Consider the following 15,564-nt stretch of genomic DNA (forward strand, 5'->3'; position numbering starts at 1 on the left):
GTCCCTGTTCCCCACTCTCCGGGGCAGGGCATGGATCTGGCAGGGGCGTGGCGTCCGATCTGCGGCCCCTGCCGATAATTGACATGTAACGATCGTTACATGTAACGTTTGTTACATGGAAAATCGAAAAGCGGCGCTCACCGAAGCCATCGTCGAATACCTTCTGGAACATGGGCTCTCGGATCTTTCGCTGAGGCCGCTTGCCGAGGAACTGGGAACCAGCGCGCGCCTGCTGATCTACCACTTCGAATCGAAAGTGGGCCTGCTCAGCGAGGTGCTCGACAGCATGCAGACCCGCCTGCGCCAGTCCTTTGGCAGCCTGGTGCATGCGCGAAAGACCGCTTCCTCGGAACGGCCGTTGAGGCTCTTCTGGAACTGGGCCATTGCCACCGAGCACTATCCCTACCTGAAGCTGCTCTACGAGTTGCAGATACTCGCTGCCCGGAATCCGGTCGCCTATGGACCTTACCTGCAGCGCAATGCGGCGAATTGGTCCGAGCTGATCGGCATCACGCTGCCCGAGTCCGAGCGAACGCCAGCGATGGTCACCTTGATCGGCGCGGTGTTCGATGGCCTGTTCCTGGAGCTGATGAGCACCGGCGACAGGAGGCGGACCACCGGCGCCGTCGATCAATTCATTCGACTGGTGGACGACGCACGCCGCGTCGCGCCTGTCGAAGGCAAACGGGCGGCGAAGACGCCCAACCGCAAACGGGGATGAGCGCATGTCGACAAACGCCGCACCGGCGATGATGGAGCGCAGTAAACCCTGGTTGCTGACCGGGGTGGGGCTGTTGCTGGCGCTTGGCTGCATCGCCCTGCCGTTCGGACAATGGGACCACGCATTGGCCGACACCTCGCATATGGCCGCCAACGAGCTCGTGTACTGGGGGCTGGTCGCCGTGGTGCTTGGGTTTGTCCTGAAGGTCGAACGCCGGTCACTGTCATCCATCGGTTTCAAGGTACCTGGCGCGCGCGACGTATGGCTGGCGATCGCCACCGGCGTGCTCATGGTCATCGTGTTGGGCGTGATCTATCTCGTGGTGTTCCCCGCGTTGCACTGGGACGAACGGCAACAGTTGCAAACCCTCACCGCCGTGCCGTTCTGGCTTCGCCTTCTTTCCGTGGTGCGCGCGGCCGTTTCGGAGGAGGTGCTGTTCCGCGGCTACGCGCTGGAGCGGACACAGGAGCTGAGCGGGAGTCCGGCGATCGCAGGCGTGTTTACCTGGGCCATTTTCACACTGGAACATCTCGGCTACTGGGGTTGGCATCACCTGCTGGTTGCAGGACTTGCCGGCGCCATGCTGACGGGAATCTATCTCTGGCGGCGCAACCTCTGGTGCAACATCCTGGCGCACTTCATCGTCGACGCCGCGGCCTTTTTGCCGGGATAGCGGGATCAGCCGGTCGGTATCGGCCGCGCCGCTGTCGCCGGTGAGCCCCATTCGCGAATAAGCGTGCGGCCAACATGGGCCAAAGCGTCGATGGCGGGCAGCAGCTCACGGCCCAGCGGGGTCAACGCGTACTCGGCCGACGGCGGTGAGGTTTTCAGCGGCCGACGCGCCACCAGCCCGCGTGTTTCCAGTTCACGCAGTCGGGCGCTCAAGACCCGGGCCGAGATGCGTGGCATGTCGTGGCGCAGTTCGCCGAAACGGCGCGGCTCCGCGCTGAGGCACCAGATCACGTTGGGGGCCCACGCACCGCGCAGCAGAGTCAGGGTTTCCGTCAGGGGGCAGGACGGCATGAGCGCGCCGACGGTACTTTTGCGCAGGGGCAGGCCCATGGTGGCTCCGTGTGAGTGTGGTAACTGCGGGGTTACCGCATTTTTGCGCAGAAATCGCCAAGACGGTATCCAGCAGTAACCACGTGTCGCTAGCATGCAGCCTCGCCGGAAGGGCCGGGCCATGTCCGCCTGGTCCCGGCGACGGCCGTCCCTGGTCCCCATGGAGAAACACATGAAGCTTTACTACTCGCCCGGCGCCTGTTCGCTTTCGCCGCACATCGTGGCACTCGAAGCCGGCATTCCCCTGCAGTTCGAGAAGGTCGACGGCAAGGCCAAGCGCACCGAAAGCGGCCAGGATTTCTGGCAGATCAATCCGAAAGGCTACGTGCCGGCGCTGGAGCTGAACAACGGCGAACTGCTGACCGAAGGCCCGGCGATCGTGCAGTACCTGGCCGACCAGAAGCCCGAAAGCGGCTTGGCCCCGCCAGCTGGCACGCTGCCGCGCTACCGCCTGCAGGAAATGCTGGGCTACATCAACTCCGAACTGCACAAGACCTACAGCCCGTTGTTCAAGTCGGACACACCCGCGGAAGTGCGGCAGGAGCGCAAGGATTACCTGCGCAAACGATATGCCCTGCTGGATGCCGTGCTGGCGAAGCAGGACTGGCTGCTCGGCGATCAATTCACCGCGGCCGATGCCTACCTGTTCACCGTCACCAACTGGGCGAAGCACGTCGAGCTGGATCTGTCGGAATTCAAGGCCATCATCGACTTTCAGCAACGCGTTGCCGCGCGTCCCGCCGTGCAGGCGGCGATGAAGGCCGAGGGGCTGATCAAGTAACGCGACACCTTCCGCATGAAAAAGGCCGACATCGCGTCGGCCTCTTTATCATTGTGACCCATCCTGAGGCGGGACTCAGATGTCCTTCGCGAGTCCCTCGGCCAAGCCGATATAGCTACCCGGCGTCAGGTCGAGCAGACGCTGCTTCGCATCGGTTGGCAGGTCGAGGCCGCCGATGAATTCGCGCATCGAATCTTTCGTGATGCCGTGGCCGCGGGTCAGCGCCTTGAGCTGTTCGTACGGTTGGGGCAGACCGTAGCGGCGCATGACGGTCTGCACGGCTTCGGCCAGCACTTCCCAGCTGGCGTCGAGGTCGGCGCCAATGCGATCGGCGTTGACGTTGAGTTTGCCGAGGCCTTTCTTCAGCGATTCCAGTGCGACCAGGCTGTGACCGAACGCGGTGCCGAGTGCGCGCAGCACGGTGGAGTCGGTGAGGTCGCGCTGCCAGCGGCTGATCGGCAGCTTCTCGGCGAAGTGGCCAAGCAAGGCGTTGGCGAGGCCGAAGTTGCCTTCGGCGTTTTCGAAGTCGATCGGGTTGACCTTGTGCGGCATGGTCGAGGAACCCACTTCGCCGGCCTTCAGCGTTTGCTTGAAGTAGCCCAGCGAGATGTAGCCCCAGATGTCGCGGGCCAGGTCGATCAGGATGATGTTGGCGCGGCGTACGGCGTCGCAATATTCGGCCACATTGTCGTGCGGCTCGATCTGGGTGGTGTAGGCGTTGTAGTCGAGACCGAGGCTTTCCACGAAGCGCTGCGAGAACGCCTGCCAGTCCACGTCCGGGTAGGTGATGACATGGGCGTTGTAGTTGCCCACCGCGCCATTGATCTTGCCGGAGATTTCGACGGCCGCCAGTTGCTTGCGCTGGCGCTCCAGGCGCGCCACCACGTTGGCGATTTCCTTGCCCAGCGTGCTGGGCGAGGCCGTCTGGCCGTGCGTGCGTGAGAGCAGCGGCAGTGCGGCGTTGGTGTGCGCGATCTCGCGCAGTCCGGTCGTGACTGCGTCGAGCTGAGGCAGCAGCACCTGCGCGCGCGCGTCGCGCAGCATCAGCGCGTAGGACAGGTTGTTGATGTCTTCGCTGGTGCAGGCGAAGTGCACGAACTCCTTCGCCTGGGCCAGGCTGGCGTCCGCACCGATCTTCTCCTTGATGAAGTACTCGACCGCTTTCACGTCGTGGTTGGTGGTCGCCTCGATCGCCTTGATCCGCTCGCCGTCGGCTTCACTGAAGTTTTCCGCGATGGCCTTCAGGGTGGCAACCTGGGCGGCGTCGAAAGACGGCAGTTCGACGATCTTGCGCTCGGCGGCCAGCGCCAGCAGCCATTCGATCTCCACCTGCACGCGGCGATGCATCAGGCCGAATTCGCTGAAGATGGGGCGCAGCGCTTCGACCTTGCTGGCGTAGCGGCCGTCCAGCGGCGACAAGGCGGTGAGGGTGTGGGAGGACATCGACGGGTTTCCGGCAGGGCAGGGAAACGCGCATTCTACAACGAGCGCGCTGACTGTCGGCCCGGCTGGCGCGGGCGCGAGACCTTGATATGACGCGAATCGCGCCTATCGTGGATGGGTATTTTCTCTTCGACTCCAAGGATCGAGCATGACCACGTTCCGCATCGAACACGACAGCATGGGCGAGCTGAAAGTCCCCGTCGACGCGCTGTACGGCGCGCAGACCCAGCGTGCGATCGACAACTTCCCGATTTCCGGCCTGCACCTGCCGCGCCAGTTCATTCGTGCGCTGGGCCTGATCAAGGCCGCGGCGGCCGAGGTCAACCTGGCGATGGGTCACCTGAAAAAGAACCAGGCCGTGGCGATCCGCAGGGCGGCGCTGGCCGTGGCGGATGGCCAGTACGACGCGCAGTTCCCGATCGACATCTTCCAGACCGGTTCGGGTACCAGCACCAACATGAATGCAAACGAGGTGATCGCGCATCTAGCTGTGGCAGCGGGCGCGAAGGTGCACCCGAATGACCACGTCAATTACGGGCAAAGCTCGAACGACGTGATCCCCACCGCGATCCACGTCAGCGCCACGTTGACCACCAGCGAACAGTTGCTGCCGGCGCTGAAGCACCTGAAAAAGGCGATTGACAAGCGCGCCCGCGAGCTGAAGAACACGCCCAAGACCGGCCGCACGCATCTGATGGACGCGATGCCGATCACCTTCGGCCAGGAGCTGTCCGGCTGGTCGGCACAGGTCGGTTCGGCGATCGAGCGCATCGAAGACGCGCTGAAGCGCATGCGCCGCTTGCCACTTGGCGGGACGGCCGTTGGCACCGGCATCAATGCCGATCCGAAGTTCGGTCCGGCAGTGGCACTGCAGCTGAAGAAGCTGACCGGTGTGAAGTTCGAATCAGCGGAAAACTATTTCGAGGGCATGGCCGCCCAAGATGCCGCGGTGGAACTGTCCGGCCAGCTGAAGACGCTGGCTGTCGCGCTGATGAAGATCGCCAACGACCTGCGCTGGATGAACTCCGGCCCATTGGCTGGACTGGGCGAGATCGAATTGCCGGCGCTGCAGCCGGGTTCGTCGATCATGCCGGGCAAGGTCAATCCGGTGATTCCCGAAGCCACCGCGATGGTGGCCGCGCAGGTGATCGGCAACGATGCCAGCATCACCATCGCCGGCCAGTCCGGCAACTTCCAGCTCAACGTGATGCTGCCACTGATCGCGCACAATCTGCTGCAGTCGATCGGCATATTGAGCAACGTCAGCGTGCTGCTGGCGGACAAATCCATTGCCGGTTTCAAGGTCAACAAGGCGCGGGTAAACCAGGCGCTGGCGATGAACCCCATCCTGGTCACCGCGCTGAATCCGGTGATCGGTTACGAGAAAGGCGCAGCCACGGCGAAACAGGCGTACAAGCAGCGCCGGCCGATCATGGACGTGGCGCTGGAAACCACCGGATTGTCGAAAGACGAATTGAAGAAGCTGCTCGATCCGCTGACGTTGACCAAGGGCGGCATCCACGACGGCGGTTGACTGGAGCTCGGGCCCGTCATGGCGAAAGGCCGCCGAATGATCGGCGGCCTTTCATCGAAACGCGTGGCCGTGCTCAGTGGTTGTCCGTTTCGTCGTCGTCGTCCTTCATGGCATCCTTGCGGCAATCGGCCACATCCTTCTGGTTCATCGTGGCGTAGGGGCGGAACGCGGGCAGTGAGGCGGCGAGTTCCTGCTGAGTGGCTTGCAGTGCCGGCATGCGATCGCACAATTTCGCCGCGCTCTCCCGGATGCCCGAGGCCTCTGCGTTTGCGCGCTGATTGATTTCCTGCTCCGACTTGCCGGAAAGCGCACCGGCGATCGCCTGGCCCGCGACGCGCATGCCCATATCCGCACCTTTCACGCCGATATCCATGCCGGCGCTGGCGATGTCTAGCACCCTGGTACGGTATTGAAGCAGCAAGGTGCGTTGCTGTGGTGTCACGTCAATCACCTTGCCAGCAATCAACAGATCGCCCTGCGGAGTGATCTCGGCGCGCGGCAAATTGCTGTCGTGATCGGAAGAAAGCTTCACGTTAGCCGTGCGCATTTTTTCGCGAGCCTTGTCCATCGCCGAGTTTACGACCGTGCCTAACGCCGAGTGTGTTTCCTGGGCGGAGCCGTCGGCGGCCGACTGGCCGGAACTGCACGCAGCGAGGGCGGACAGGCTGCACAGCATCAGTGTGCAGAGCAGACGTGGAAGAGGCAGGCGTAAATCCGGCATGGTGTTACTCCGATGGATGGAAACGCGAGAGGTTTTGCAGATGTCAGCGTTATTCGCTGTCCTCGCTGCGGCAGTCATCGATGCTGCTTGCATCGAGGATGCCTGCGTAGGGTTTGAAAGCGGGGAGTTGGGCAGCGAGGTTGTCCTGCGCTGACTTGATTCCGGCCATATCGTGGCAGATCTTGAGGGCCGCCAGCTTGACCAGTTTCGCCTTCGCGCTGACCTGCTCGCTGACCTTGTGGGCATCGCCGCTGGCGACGCCCGAGGCCGCATCCTTGAGTGCCGCTCCGGCCACTGCGGTTCCTGCCTTGCCGGTGGCGATGCCATGTTCGCGTACGGCTATGGCGTTCAGGTAATAGTGCTGCAGTTGTTCACGCTGGGCGGCGTTGATGGCGACGGAGTTTCCGCCGATGTGCAGGTCGCCTCCGGCGTTGATCTTCGCTTCGGGTGCGTCGGCACCGTGCAAGGTCACCTCGTCACTGCTCAGCGTGATGCGACCGCCAGCGATGCTGGTGTAACCGGGGCTGATGATGTTGACGTGGCTCGAACCATCGCCGCAGCCGGCGACCAGTGCTGCAATGGCGAGGGCGAGAATCAGCCTTTGTCCTGACATGTCCATTACTCCGATATTGTTGATGGGGAAGTTGGCTGGAACGAGCCTGATTCAACTGCAGTGACTGCGGTCGGCGTCGATGTTCCGGTAGGCGGACGGGCCATGGTTCCGGCCCATCCGCCATGAAGCTCAGCTGTCGTCGCGCCAGCGGCGCAGCCAGATCGCACCGGCAAGCATGGCTGCCGCCGCCAACACACCGATCCAGATGTCGGGTGTGGTCAACACCATGTAGGTGCGGTTGAGGTCCAGGCCGGCCAGACTTCCGGCCAGATCGCTATGTTGAATTGTATTTGGAATCTGATTGAACCAACCGCCGGGGAATACGCTAAGCAGGATGCGGGCCAGCCAGCCAGCCCAGTGGCCGTTGGAAACATGGAGGGTTCCGAGCAGATTGAACCAGCCGATGCCGATGCCCATGGCCACCGGTATCACAACCGCCCACAAGAACGGTTTGCTGCGTGCCCAGGCCGAGCAAAGCATCAACCAGCCCACCGTAGGCAGTGCCCACAGGAAGTACAGCGGGATCGAACCTACCAGGTTGACGATGACCCGGAACGGGTGCGCCAGAGTGAGCAGATGCCATACGCCGACGCCATGCAGGGACAGTGCAATGGCGAACATCAGCAGCATCACTATCCCCGTCAGCACGCCACTGACCAAAGCGATGAACGGGGCGACCACCGTGGCGGAGACCACCTTGGACAGCACGGTGGCAGTGTCAGAGATCGGCAGCGATTTCCAGAACAGCAGGCTGCGGTCGCGGCGGTCGTCGTAGAGCGAACCGAGACAGTAGAAAAACACCACGAAGCCGAGCACGATGCTGATCATCATGGTGGTTGAATACATCATCAGGTCAAGTCCGGCGCCAACCTTGGCCACCGCCTCCTTGTCCAGCGCATTGTCGAGTACCCGCATGTTGTTGCCGATGAAGTTCGCAGTGCCGTCGAAATGGCCGCCCAGTACTTCGCCGGCGATGATGCCCATCAAGTTGAGCAGCAGGAATACGCCACCGGTGATGACAGGTGCCCAGAAGAAGCCGCCTCGGTGTTCCCAGAACTCGCGCTTCACAAGCCAATAGAAAGTTTTCATGCGTACGTTCCTTTCATGGTGGCCACGAACAGATCGCTGACGGAAGGCCGGCGAACCTCGCCCAGGGCTTCCAGTTGCGCACGTCCGACGCCGTCGAACAGGAAAATGCTCTTGCCGAATACCTGGCGCTCATCCAGCGGGTTCAGCGAACGTGCGCTGGCGGCGTTGTCGGCATTCACCATCACCTCGATGAAACGCTCGCCGACGGCATCCATGTCGGCATCCAGCACGATCTTGCCATCGCGGATGAACATCAGGTCGGTGAGGATGTGCTCGACTTCCTCGACCTGGTGGGTGGTGACGATGATCGTCTTGTTCTCGTCGAAGTAGTCTTCCAGCAGGCTCTGATAGAACTGCTTGCGGTAGAGGATGTCCAAACCCAGCGTGGGTTCGTCCAGAATCAGCAGACGGGCGTCGATCGCCATCACCAGGGCCAGGTGCAACTGCACGATCATGCCCTTGGACATCTGTCGCACGCGCTGGCTGGGCTGCAGTTTGGTGCGGGCCAGGAATGTCTCGCACTTGGCGCGGTCGAAACGCGGATGCACGTTGGCAACGAAGTCGACCGCCTGGCTCACCTTGATCCACCGCGGAAGTACCGCCACGTCGGCAATGAAGCAAACTTCACCCATCAGCCGGTCGCGCTGCTTGCGCGGGTCGAAGCCCAGCACATTGAGTTCTCCGGTGAAATCGGTGAGGCCCAGGATCGCCTTCAGCGCGGTGGTCTTGCCGGCACCGTTGGGGCCGATCAGGCCCACGATGCGGCCGGGCTCGATCTGGAAGCTGACGTTGTCCAGCGCCAGTGCCGACTTGTATCGCTTGGTCAGGCCGCTGGCCGTGATCACCGCGCTCATGATTTTTCCTCCTTGTCGGCCTGATCCTTGTCCGATTGCGCTTCCCGCAGCAAGGTCTTGAGATCCAGCCCCAGTCGCTGCAGCCGGGCAAACAGCGTCGGCCATTCTTCGCGAAGAAACCGCTCGCGTTCGGATTTCAGCAGCGCCTCGCGAGCGCCTTCGATGACAAACATGCCCAGACCCCTCCGTTTTTCAACCAGTTGCTCATCGACCAGTTCCTGATACGCCTTCGATACGGTCAGCGGGTTGATCTGAAATTCCGCGGCCACCTGGCGTACCGACGGCAGCGGGTCGCCCTCGTTCAAGGCGCCGTCCAGGATCATCGCCACCACACGCTGGTGCAATTGGCGGTAGATCGGGACGCTGTCGTTCCAGGTAATGGTCATGTTTTATTCCTTGGTGATGCGGCCAAACGTTTTGCCAAACGAATAGTAGGGCATGGCCAGCGGCGACCCGAGCAGGCTGAATCGCGTTGCGCCACCCTCTTCATCCATGGCCGGCATTGGGGCGGCGGCGTAGGCCACGTCGCCGATCAGCGCAGTGGCGCTCAACAGGCTGCTGCCGGCGCGAGCATTGACCGACCCCAGGGGGTTGATTTCCGGCTGGCTGGCGGCGCGGCGATCGGCGGCGCTGGGAGTGACGGTGACCGGCGCGAGGTCGGTGATATGGACACCGTTGATTTCGGTAGCTGGTGCCTGCGTGCTGACCGGCTGGTAGTTCAGGACGCCCAGAGTGGCGGTAGTGAACAGGACGGCGGCGACGCTGGCGATCATATTTTGCGCTTTCATGACAGGCCTCCTTAGTGACCTCGTTGGGTGGTGTTGTAGTGAACTATAACACCATATTTCAGGACGTCAATAGCTCGACCACCATTCCGCAACATGACTGATGGCCTATATGGAGAAAGGGGGCTGAATTAGGCGCGCCGGGCCATACGACCGCTCAACAAGGCCTGCGCTCGATCAGTGCGAAGTCCACACAAGCAAAAAGGCCAGCGCGGTGGCTGGCCTTTCCGGAAGATCGGGACTTGCGCTCAATCGTGCGCGGCGTACACCTGCTTGCCGCCTACCCAGGTCTGCAACACCTTGGTGTTCCAGATCTTGCTGGCTGGATCCTTGATGACGTCGTGGTCGATCAGGATGAAATCGGCCCATTTGCCAGGCTCCAGCGTGCCAAGCGTTTTCTCCGAATGCTCCGCATACGCCGCGTCGAGAGTGAACGCGCGCAGTGCTTCGGTCATCGTCATGTCCTGGTCCGGATACCAGCCGCCGGGTGGCTTGCCCTGATGATCCTCGCGGGTGACTGCGGAGTACAGGCCGTAGAACGGATTGGGCGATTCCACCGGAAAGTCCGAACCTCCCGCGACAACCGTGCCCTGTTTCAGGAAATGCTGCCAGGCGTACGCGCCCCCGATCCGCTGGTGGCCGATGCGGTCCTCCGCCATGTTCATGTCGGACGTGGCGTGGGTCGGCTGCATCGAGGCGATCAGGTGCAACGGCACGAAACGCGGAATGTCCTGCAGCGTGAGAATCTGCGCGTGCTCGACGCGGTTGCGCAGCGCGATGCCGTTGGGATGGGTCTTGTACGCGGCAGCGTAACTGTCCAGCACCTCGTGGTTGGCGCGATCACCGATGGCGTGGATGGCCACCTGATACCCCTTGCCCAGCGCCTTGCCGATATCCGCCGTCATCTCCGCGGGCTTGAGGAACAGCAGGCCGCGGTTGTGCGGATCGTCGGAGTAGGGCTTGAGCATGGCCGCACCGCGGCTGCCCAGCGCGCCATCGGCAAACAGCTTGACCGTCCGCACGGTGAGGAAGTCGTTGCCATAGCCGATCAGCGGGCCATCCTTGCTGATCACGTCGAACGCGTGGCCGGTGCCGCGAACCATCGCGTAGAGGCGCGCGGTGAGCTTGTTGGCGTCGGCGTACTGGCGATAGAGATTGTAGGTATCCAGATCAATGCCTGCGTCGCCGACACCGGTGAGCCCGACACTGGCCATCTCGGACAGCGCGGTGTCGAGCGCGGCGGCAGCTTCCTGCCTGGTGGGCGGGGGCACTTTGCTGCCCATCAGGTTGGTCGCGCCATCGACGAAGACGCCAGCGGGTTTACCGTCGGCATCACGTTCGATACGACCGCCGCTGGGGTCCTTGGTGGCCTTGCTGACGCCAGCCAACTTGATGGCGGCGGTATTGGCCCAGGCAGCGTGGCCGTCGATGCGGCTCAGCCAGACTGGACGGTCGGAAACCACGGTATCCAGTTCGCTGGCGGTGGGGAAACGGCCGAGCTTCCAGATCTCCTGGTTCCAGCCGCCACCGACAATCCATTTTGCGTCGGGGTGGGAAGCGGCGTAGGCCTTCACCTTCGCCAGTGCTTCGTCCAGCGAGGTCGTGCCGGTGAGGTCGACGCTGTTTCGCGCGTAGCCCAGGTCCATCACGTGGCCGTGAGCATCGATCAGTCCGGGTAGCAGGGTTTCGCCGCGGCCGTCGATCACCTTGGCGCCCTTGGCGCGCGCGGCGAGTTCGCCGTTGCTGCCGGTGGCCACCACCTTGCCCTGGTCGACCAGCAAGGCCTGGAAATGCTGCAGTTTGCCGTGGCTATCCAGGGTGTAGCCGTTGACGTTGTTGACCAGCAGGTCGGCGGCCTGAATGGCCGGCGCCAGTGCAAGCAGGGCGAGCATCGACAGACGCAGCGTGCGATTCATGCGCGGATTCCTGTGACGGGTGAATCCGCAGTGTGTTTGCTCCCGCGCGTTTTTTCCACTGCGGGTGGTTGCAGGTTGCACCAGGAGCGCCCGCTACGATCGGTAGCGGGCGCTCCTGGAATGCCGGGGGTTCAGGCCGCCCGCGCAATCACCGTTCCGATGCTGTCGCGCGCCGACTTCAGCGCCTTGACCTTGTGTTCGTCACTGACCGCAACGCCTTCGGCGCGCACGAATTCGATGTCCTGGATCCCGATGAAGCCGAGCGCTGCGCGCAGGTAGGGCTCCTGGAAGTCCATGGCCGCGCCGGCAGTGTCCTTGCCGTAGAAGCCGCCACGACTGGAGGCGACAATCACCTGCTTGCCACCGGCCAGGCCTTCGGGACCGTTGGCGGTGTAGCGGAAGGTCTTGCCGGCGACCAGGATGCGGTCGAGCCAGGCTTTCAGCGAGCTGGAGATGGCGAAGTTGTACATCGGCGCGCCGATCACGATGACGTCGGAGGCGAGGAATTCCTCCAGCATTTCGGTTCCCAGCACGGCGGCGGGATCGCTGGCATCAGCCACCGGAGTCCAGTGCGGCAGCGGCTGGGCGGCCAGATCGCGATAGTGGGTCACGGCATTCGTCGAGCTGTGCTTCAGCTCGGCTACGATGTCGGCGGTGAGCTGGCGCGACACCGAGTAGGCACCCAGGGCGCTGGAATCGATATGCAAGATTTTCATGGGACGTATTCCTGATCTAGCCGGGTGACCGGCGATGTAAACAGGATATATTTAGAACAATGTAGCGATAAGATGGTTGTTTTCGGACTTATCGTTCCAAATTGGGAACAATCATGACGGTATTGAGCGGCGCCTTGCAGGACCTCAACGACCTCTATTTCTTTGCTGCCGTGGTCGAGCATGGCGGTTTCTCCGCGGCCGGCCGGGCGCTGGGCGTACCGAAGTCCCGCTTGAGCAAGCGGGTGGCGCAGCTGGAGGAGCGACTTGGCGTGCGTCTGCTGCAACGGACCACGCGGCGTTTTGTGGTGACCGAGGTCGGCGAGCGTTTCTATGCGCACTGCCGGGCCGTGCTCGAAGAAGCGCAGGCCGCGCAGGATGCAGTGGACGAGCTGCGTGCCGAACCGCGTGGCGTGGTGCGCCTGAGTTGTCCGGTATCGCTGGCGCAGACCGTGCTGGCGCACTTGCTGCCGGATTTCCTGGTGCAGTATCCGAAGATGCAGGTGCGCGTGCTGTCCAGCGACCGCCGGGTCGACGTGATCGGTGAGGGTTACGACCTGGCGATCCGGGTGCGCAACAAACTGGATACCGATGCGAACCTGGTGATCCGCAGTTTTGGCCATTCGCGCACCAAGCTGGTGGCCAGTCCGGCCTTGCTGCAGGGGCAGGGGCGTCCGACCCAGCCCGACCACCTCGCGAAATTGCCGGCATTGTCGATGCGGGAACACGAAGGCGCGCAGGTGTGGGAGCTGATCGACGCCAACGGCGTGCAGGTCACCGTCGAGGTACAGGCACGCCTGATCACCGGTGATTTCGCAGTGCTGCTGGAGGCCGCCCGCCGCGGTATGGGCGTGGCACTGCTGCCGGAGTTCGTCTGCGCACCGGCGATCACCGCTGGCGAACTCGAGGTGGTACTGCCGGACTGGAGCGCGCCGGAGGGCACCATGCATTTCGTCTATCCCAGTCGTCGCGGCATGCTGCCGGGCGTGCGCGCACTGGTCGACTTTCTGGCCGAGCGGCTGCCGGCGACCACGCTGATGAAACACGAGCAGTGCAAGCAGCGTCCGCTGGACGCCTTGCCGACACCGTGATGCGTGTCGCTGCATCGATAAGCTACGCTTGGATCTTTATGGACATCCATACGGCCGAATGACAATGATCGAAACCAAGCTTCCGAAAGTCGGTACCACCATCTTCAGCGTGATGAGCCAGCTGGCCGCGGAACACAAGGCGGTCAACCTGGGTCAGGGCTTTCCTGACTTCGAGCCGCCGCAGGGCCTGCGTGACGCACTCAGCCATGCGATGAATGACGGCCGCAACCAGTACGCACCGATGCACGGTACCGCCGGCCTGCGCGAGCAGATCGCGCTGAAGACCGAACGGCTGTACGGCCGCAAGCTCAATGTCGATACCGACATCACGGTCACCTCCGGCGCCACCGAGGCGATCTTCGCGGCGATCGCCGCGACGGTGCGTGCGGGAGAGGAAGTGATCGTGTTCGACCCGGCGTATGACTGCTACGAGCCGGCGATCGACCTGCAGGGCGCGCGGGCAGTGCACATCCCGCTGACCGTGCCGGCGTTCTCGATCGACTGGCAGCGCGTGCGCGATGCGGTGACGCCGAAGACGCGCATGATCATGATCAACAGTCCGCACAATCCCTCCGGCGCGGTGTTGTCGGCGGCCGACCTGGACGAACTGGCGGCGATCGTGCGCGACACCGGCATCGTGGTGCTCTCCGATGAGGTCTACGAGCACATTGTCTACGACGGCGCCCACGAGAGCGTGTTGCGCCATCCCGAGCTGGTCGAACGCAGCATCGTGATCTCTTCGTTCGGCAAGACCTATCACTGCACCGGCTGGAAGGTCGGCTACGCGGTGGCACCGGCTGCGCTGAGCGCCGAGTTCCGCAAGGTGCATCAGTACCTCACGTTCTGCACGTTCCATCCGGCGCAGGTGGCGTTTGCCGAATTCATGGCCAGCGACCCGCAGCACTATCTGGAGCTGCCGGCGTTCTACCGGGCCAAGCGCGATCGCTTCCGTGCGTTGCTGGCACCGTCGCGCTTCAAGCTGCTCGATGTGCCGGGCGGTTATTTCCAGTTGGTGGACTATTCGGCGATCCGTGACGAGGACGATCTGAGCTTCAGCAAGTGGCTGGTCGAAAAGGGTGGGGTGGCGGCGATCCCGTTGACGCCGTTCTACGAACGCGCGCCAGGCACGCGATTGCTGCGGCTGTGCTTCGCCAAGAGTGATGCCACGATGGAAGCGGCAGCGGAGCGGCTATGCAAACTTTGAAGGTTTCGCTGGTGCAGGGAGCCACCCGCTGGCACGACGCACCGGCCAATCGCGACTACTACGGCGCGCTGGTGCGTCAGGCCAAAGGCAGCGACCTGATCGTGCTGCCGGAGACTTTCCTGTCCGGTTTCAGCAACGATATCCAGGCCAGCGCCGAAACCATGGACGGAGCGGGCGTGGCCTGGCTGCGTGCGTTGGCAGGCGAAGTGAACGCAGTGATCTGCGGCAGCCTGGCGATCCGCGAGGACGGCGTCGTCTACAACCGCCTGCTATGGGTGCGACCGGATGGCGGTTTCGAGCAATACGACAAGCGTCACCTGTTCCGCATGGCGGGCGAACACACCCGCTACGGCGGCGGCAATCAACGCCTCGTCGTGGAGCTGAAGGGTTGGCGCATCCTGCCGCAAGTCTGCTATGACCTGCGCTTTCCGGTATGGCTGCGCAACCGCCGGCTGGCGTCTGCCACTGGCGGCATGGAGTACGACCTGGCCCTGTTCGTGGCGAACTGGCCGGCGCCGCGCCGGCAGCCCTGGCGCACACTGCTGCGCGCGCGGGCCATTGAGAATCTCAGTTATGTGGTCGGGGTGAACCGGGTCGGCATGGACGGCAACGAGATCCCCTACGCCGGCGACAGCGTGGTGCTCGATCCGGTCGGCGAGCCGCTGGTTGAACTGGGTGCGCAGGAACAGGTGGTGACGGTCACGCTCGATCCGGCGCCCTTGCTGGCGCATCGCGAACGCTTTCCGGCGTGGATGGATGCCGACGCGTTTTCACTCGATTCGGACTGAGCCCTGTGGGAGCGGCTTCAGCCGCGATACTTTTCCCGCTGCACGACAAAAAGAAAAGAGCATCGCGGCTGAAGCCGCTCCTACAAGACAGACAAGGCCGCGGTTTGTCGAACAGCTCAGAGTATCGCCAGCACCGCGGCCGATGGCGACTACGATCGGGCATTCGGACTGAGCCCTGTGGGAGCGGCTTCAGCGGCGATGCTTTTTCCGCTGCACGACAGAAAGAAAAGAGCATCGCGGCTGAAGCCG

General features: G+C 63.0%; 17 protein-coding genes. 7 read left to right on the forward strand and 10 right to left on the reverse strand.

Annotated elements, in window-relative coordinates:
• Positions 1–115 precede the first annotated feature (115 nt).
• Together ACPPVV_RS07645 and ACPPVV_RS07650 are read left to right on the forward strand one after the other, a co-directional pair.
• Positions 116–721, forward strand: coding sequence for a TetR family transcriptional regulator (locus ACPPVV_RS07645; protein ID WP_426702856.1), 606 nt, complete (start codon positions 116–118; stop codon positions 719–721).
• Positions 722–725: 4 nt separating this feature from the next.
• Positions 726–1,394, forward strand: coding sequence for a CPBP family glutamic-type intramembrane protease (locus tag ACPPVV_RS07650; RefSeq protein WP_426702857.1), 669 nt, complete (start codon positions 726–728; stop codon positions 1,392–1,394).
• A gap of 5 nt (positions 1,395–1,399) precedes the next feature.
• Here the strand turns inward: ACPPVV_RS07650 and ACPPVV_RS07655 are convergent, their stop codons facing one another.
• Positions 1,400–1,783, reverse strand: coding sequence for a winged helix-turn-helix transcriptional regulator (locus ACPPVV_RS07655; protein WP_426702858.1), 384 nt, complete (start codon positions 1,781–1,783; stop codon positions 1,400–1,402).
• A 172-nt stretch (positions 1,784–1,955) separates the two neighbouring features.
• Here ACPPVV_RS07655 and gstA point away from each other — a divergent pair, with 172 nt between their 5' ends.
• Positions 1,956–2,564 carry a glutathione transferase GstA gene (gene gstA, locus ACPPVV_RS07660; protein ID WP_426702859.1) on the forward strand — a complete coding sequence of 203 codons (609 nt, stop codon included), beginning with the start codon at positions 1,956–1,958 and terminating at the stop codon, positions 2,562–2,564.
• A 75-nt stretch (positions 2,565–2,639) separates the two neighbouring features.
• On the opposite strand, the gene purB is transcribed toward gstA, so the two are convergent.
• Complete coding sequence (gene purB, locus ACPPVV_RS07665) at positions 2,640–4,007, reverse strand: adenylosuccinate lyase (protein ID WP_426702860.1); 1,368 nt, start codon at positions 4,005–4,007, stop codon at positions 2,640–2,642.
• A 148-nt stretch (positions 4,008–4,155) separates the two neighbouring features.
• Here purB and ACPPVV_RS07670 point away from each other — a divergent pair, with 148 nt between their 5' ends.
• Positions 4,156–5,541 carry a class II fumarate hydratase gene (locus tag ACPPVV_RS07670; protein WP_426702861.1) on the forward strand — a complete coding sequence of 462 codons (1,386 nt, stop codon included), beginning with the start codon at positions 4,156–4,158 and terminating at the stop codon, positions 5,539–5,541.
• A 73-nt stretch (positions 5,542–5,614) separates the two neighbouring features.
• On the opposite strand, the gene ACPPVV_RS07675 is transcribed toward ACPPVV_RS07670, so the two are convergent.
• From ACPPVV_RS07675 to ACPPVV_RS07710, 8 genes are all read right to left on the reverse strand, one after another.
• Positions 5,615–6,262 (reverse strand): hypothetical protein, encoded by a 648-nt coding sequence (locus ACPPVV_RS07675; RefSeq protein ID WP_426702862.1) that lies wholly within the window; start codon positions 6,260–6,262, stop codon positions 5,615–5,617.
• Positions 6,263–6,311: 49 nt separating this feature from the next.
• Entirely contained in the window at positions 6,312–6,875 is a 564-nt protein-coding gene (locus ACPPVV_RS07680) for a DUF2884 family protein (protein WP_426702863.1), read from the reverse strand.
• 129 nt (positions 6,876–7,004) lie between these two features.
• Positions 7,005–7,964 (reverse strand): hypothetical protein, encoded by a 960-nt coding sequence (locus tag ACPPVV_RS07685; RefSeq protein WP_426702864.1) that lies wholly within the window; start codon positions 7,962–7,964, stop codon positions 7,005–7,007.
• A complete protein-coding gene (locus ACPPVV_RS07690; protein WP_426702865.1) occupies positions 7,961–8,818 on the reverse strand; it encodes an ABC transporter ATP-binding protein in 858 nt (285 codons plus the stop codon). The genes ACPPVV_RS07685 and ACPPVV_RS07690 overlap by 4 nt, the downstream gene beginning before the upstream one ends.
• Positions 8,815–9,204 (reverse strand): GntR family transcriptional regulator, encoded by a 390-nt coding sequence (locus tag ACPPVV_RS07695; RefSeq protein ID WP_426702866.1) that lies wholly within the window; start codon positions 9,202–9,204, stop codon positions 8,815–8,817. Before ACPPVV_RS07695 ends, ACPPVV_RS07690 begins: the two co-directional genes overlap by 4 nt.
• A 3-nt stretch (positions 9,205–9,207) precedes the next feature.
• A complete protein-coding gene (locus ACPPVV_RS07700) occupies positions 9,208–9,606 on the reverse strand; it encodes a hypothetical protein (protein ID WP_426702867.1) in 399 nt (132 codons plus the stop codon).
• A gap of 245 nt (positions 9,607–9,851) precedes the next feature.
• Positions 9,852–11,519: an amidohydrolase gene (locus tag ACPPVV_RS07705; RefSeq protein ID WP_426702868.1), complete on the reverse strand. Its 1,668-nt coding sequence runs from the start codon at positions 11,517–11,519 to the stop codon at positions 9,852–9,854.
• 131 nt (positions 11,520–11,650) lie between these two features.
• Positions 11,651–12,235, reverse strand: coding sequence for an FMN-dependent NADH-azoreductase (locus ACPPVV_RS07710; protein ID WP_426702869.1), 585 nt, complete (start codon positions 12,233–12,235; stop codon positions 11,651–11,653).
• Positions 12,236–12,348: 113 nt separating this feature from the next.
• Here ACPPVV_RS07710 and ACPPVV_RS07715 point away from each other — a divergent pair, with 113 nt between their 5' ends.
• The 3 genes from ACPPVV_RS07715 to ACPPVV_RS07725 all read left to right on the forward strand — a co-directional run bounded on the left by ACPPVV_RS07715 (position 12,349) and on the right by ACPPVV_RS07725 (position 15,315).
• Complete coding sequence (locus tag ACPPVV_RS07715) at positions 12,349–13,323, forward strand: LysR substrate-binding domain-containing protein (protein WP_426702870.1); 975 nt, start codon at positions 12,349–12,351, stop codon at positions 13,321–13,323.
• A gap of 64 nt (positions 13,324–13,387) precedes the next feature.
• Positions 13,388–14,527 carry a pyridoxal phosphate-dependent aminotransferase gene (locus ACPPVV_RS07720; protein ID WP_426702871.1) on the forward strand — a complete coding sequence of 380 codons (1,140 nt, stop codon included), beginning with the start codon at positions 13,388–13,390 and terminating at the stop codon, positions 14,525–14,527.
• On the forward strand, positions 14,515–15,315 hold the full coding sequence (locus ACPPVV_RS07725; RefSeq protein WP_426702872.1) for an amidohydrolase: 801 nt from the start codon (positions 14,515–14,517) through the stop codon (positions 15,313–15,315). The genes ACPPVV_RS07720 and ACPPVV_RS07725 overlap by 13 nt, the downstream gene beginning before the upstream one ends.
• Positions 15,316–15,564 lie beyond the last annotated feature (249 nt).

The organism is Rhodanobacter sp. Col0626 (assembly GCF_049994385.1).
Lineage (GTDB): Bacteria > Pseudomonadota > Gammaproteobacteria > Xanthomonadales > Rhodanobacteraceae > Rhodanobacter.

Bases quoted from the DNA above. Each gene is read 5' to 3' on its own strand.
- ACPPVV_RS07705 (WP_426702868.1), bottom strand. From the start codon at position 11,519: ATGAATCGCACGCTGCGTCTGTCGATGCTCGCCCTGCTTGCACTGGCG.
- ACPPVV_RS07725 (WP_426702872.1), top strand. From the start codon at position 14,515: ATGCAAACTTTGAAGGTTTCGCTGGTGCAGGGAGCCACCCGCTGGCAC.
- ACPPVV_RS07690 (WP_426702865.1), bottom strand. From the start codon at position 8,818: ATGAGCGCGGTGATCACGGCCAGCGGCCTGACCAAGCGATACAAGTCG.
- ACPPVV_RS07680 (WP_426702863.1), bottom strand. From the start codon at position 6,875: ATGTCAGGACAAAGGCTGATTCTCGCCCTCGCCATTGCAGCACTGGTC.
- ACPPVV_RS07675 (WP_426702862.1), bottom strand. From the start codon at position 6,262: ATGCCGGATTTACGCCTGCCTCTTCCACGTCTGCTCTGCACACTGATG.
- ACPPVV_RS07695 (WP_426702866.1), bottom strand. From the start codon at position 9,204: ATGACCATTACCTGGAACGACAGCGTCCCGATCTACCGCCAATTGCAC.
- ACPPVV_RS07670 (WP_426702861.1), top strand. From the start codon at position 4,156: ATGACCACGTTCCGCATCGAACACGACAGCATGGGCGAGCTGAAAGTC.
- ACPPVV_RS07685 (WP_426702864.1), bottom strand. From the start codon at position 7,964: ATGAAAACTTTCTATTGGCTTGTGAAGCGCGAGTTCTGGGAACACCGA.
- ACPPVV_RS07645 (WP_426702856.1), top strand. From the start codon at position 116: ATGGAAAATCGAAAAGCGGCGCTCACCGAAGCCATCGTCGAATACCTT.
- ACPPVV_RS07720 (WP_426702871.1), top strand. From the start codon at position 13,388: ATGATCGAAACCAAGCTTCCGAAAGTCGGTACCACCATCTTCAGCGTG.
- gstA (WP_426702859.1), top strand. From the start codon at position 1,956: ATGAAGCTTTACTACTCGCCCGGCGCCTGTTCGCTTTCGCCGCACATC.
- ACPPVV_RS07655 (WP_426702858.1), bottom strand. From the start codon at position 1,783: ATGGGCCTGCCCCTGCGCAAAAGTACCGTCGGCGCGCTCATGCCGTCC.
- ACPPVV_RS07715 (WP_426702870.1), top strand. From the start codon at position 12,349: ATGACGGTATTGAGCGGCGCCTTGCAGGACCTCAACGACCTCTATTTC.
- ACPPVV_RS07700 (WP_426702867.1), bottom strand. From the start codon at position 9,606: ATGAAAGCGCAAAATATGATCGCCAGCGTCGCCGCCGTCCTGTTCACT.
- purB (WP_426702860.1), bottom strand. From the start codon at position 4,007: ATGTCCTCCCACACCCTCACCGCCTTGTCGCCGCTGGACGGCCGCTAC.
- ACPPVV_RS07650 (WP_426702857.1), top strand. From the start codon at position 726: ATGTCGACAAACGCCGCACCGGCGATGATGGAGCGCAGTAAACCCTGG.
- ACPPVV_RS07710 (WP_426702869.1), bottom strand. From the start codon at position 12,235: ATGAAAATCTTGCATATCGATTCCAGCGCCCTGGGTGCCTACTCGGTG.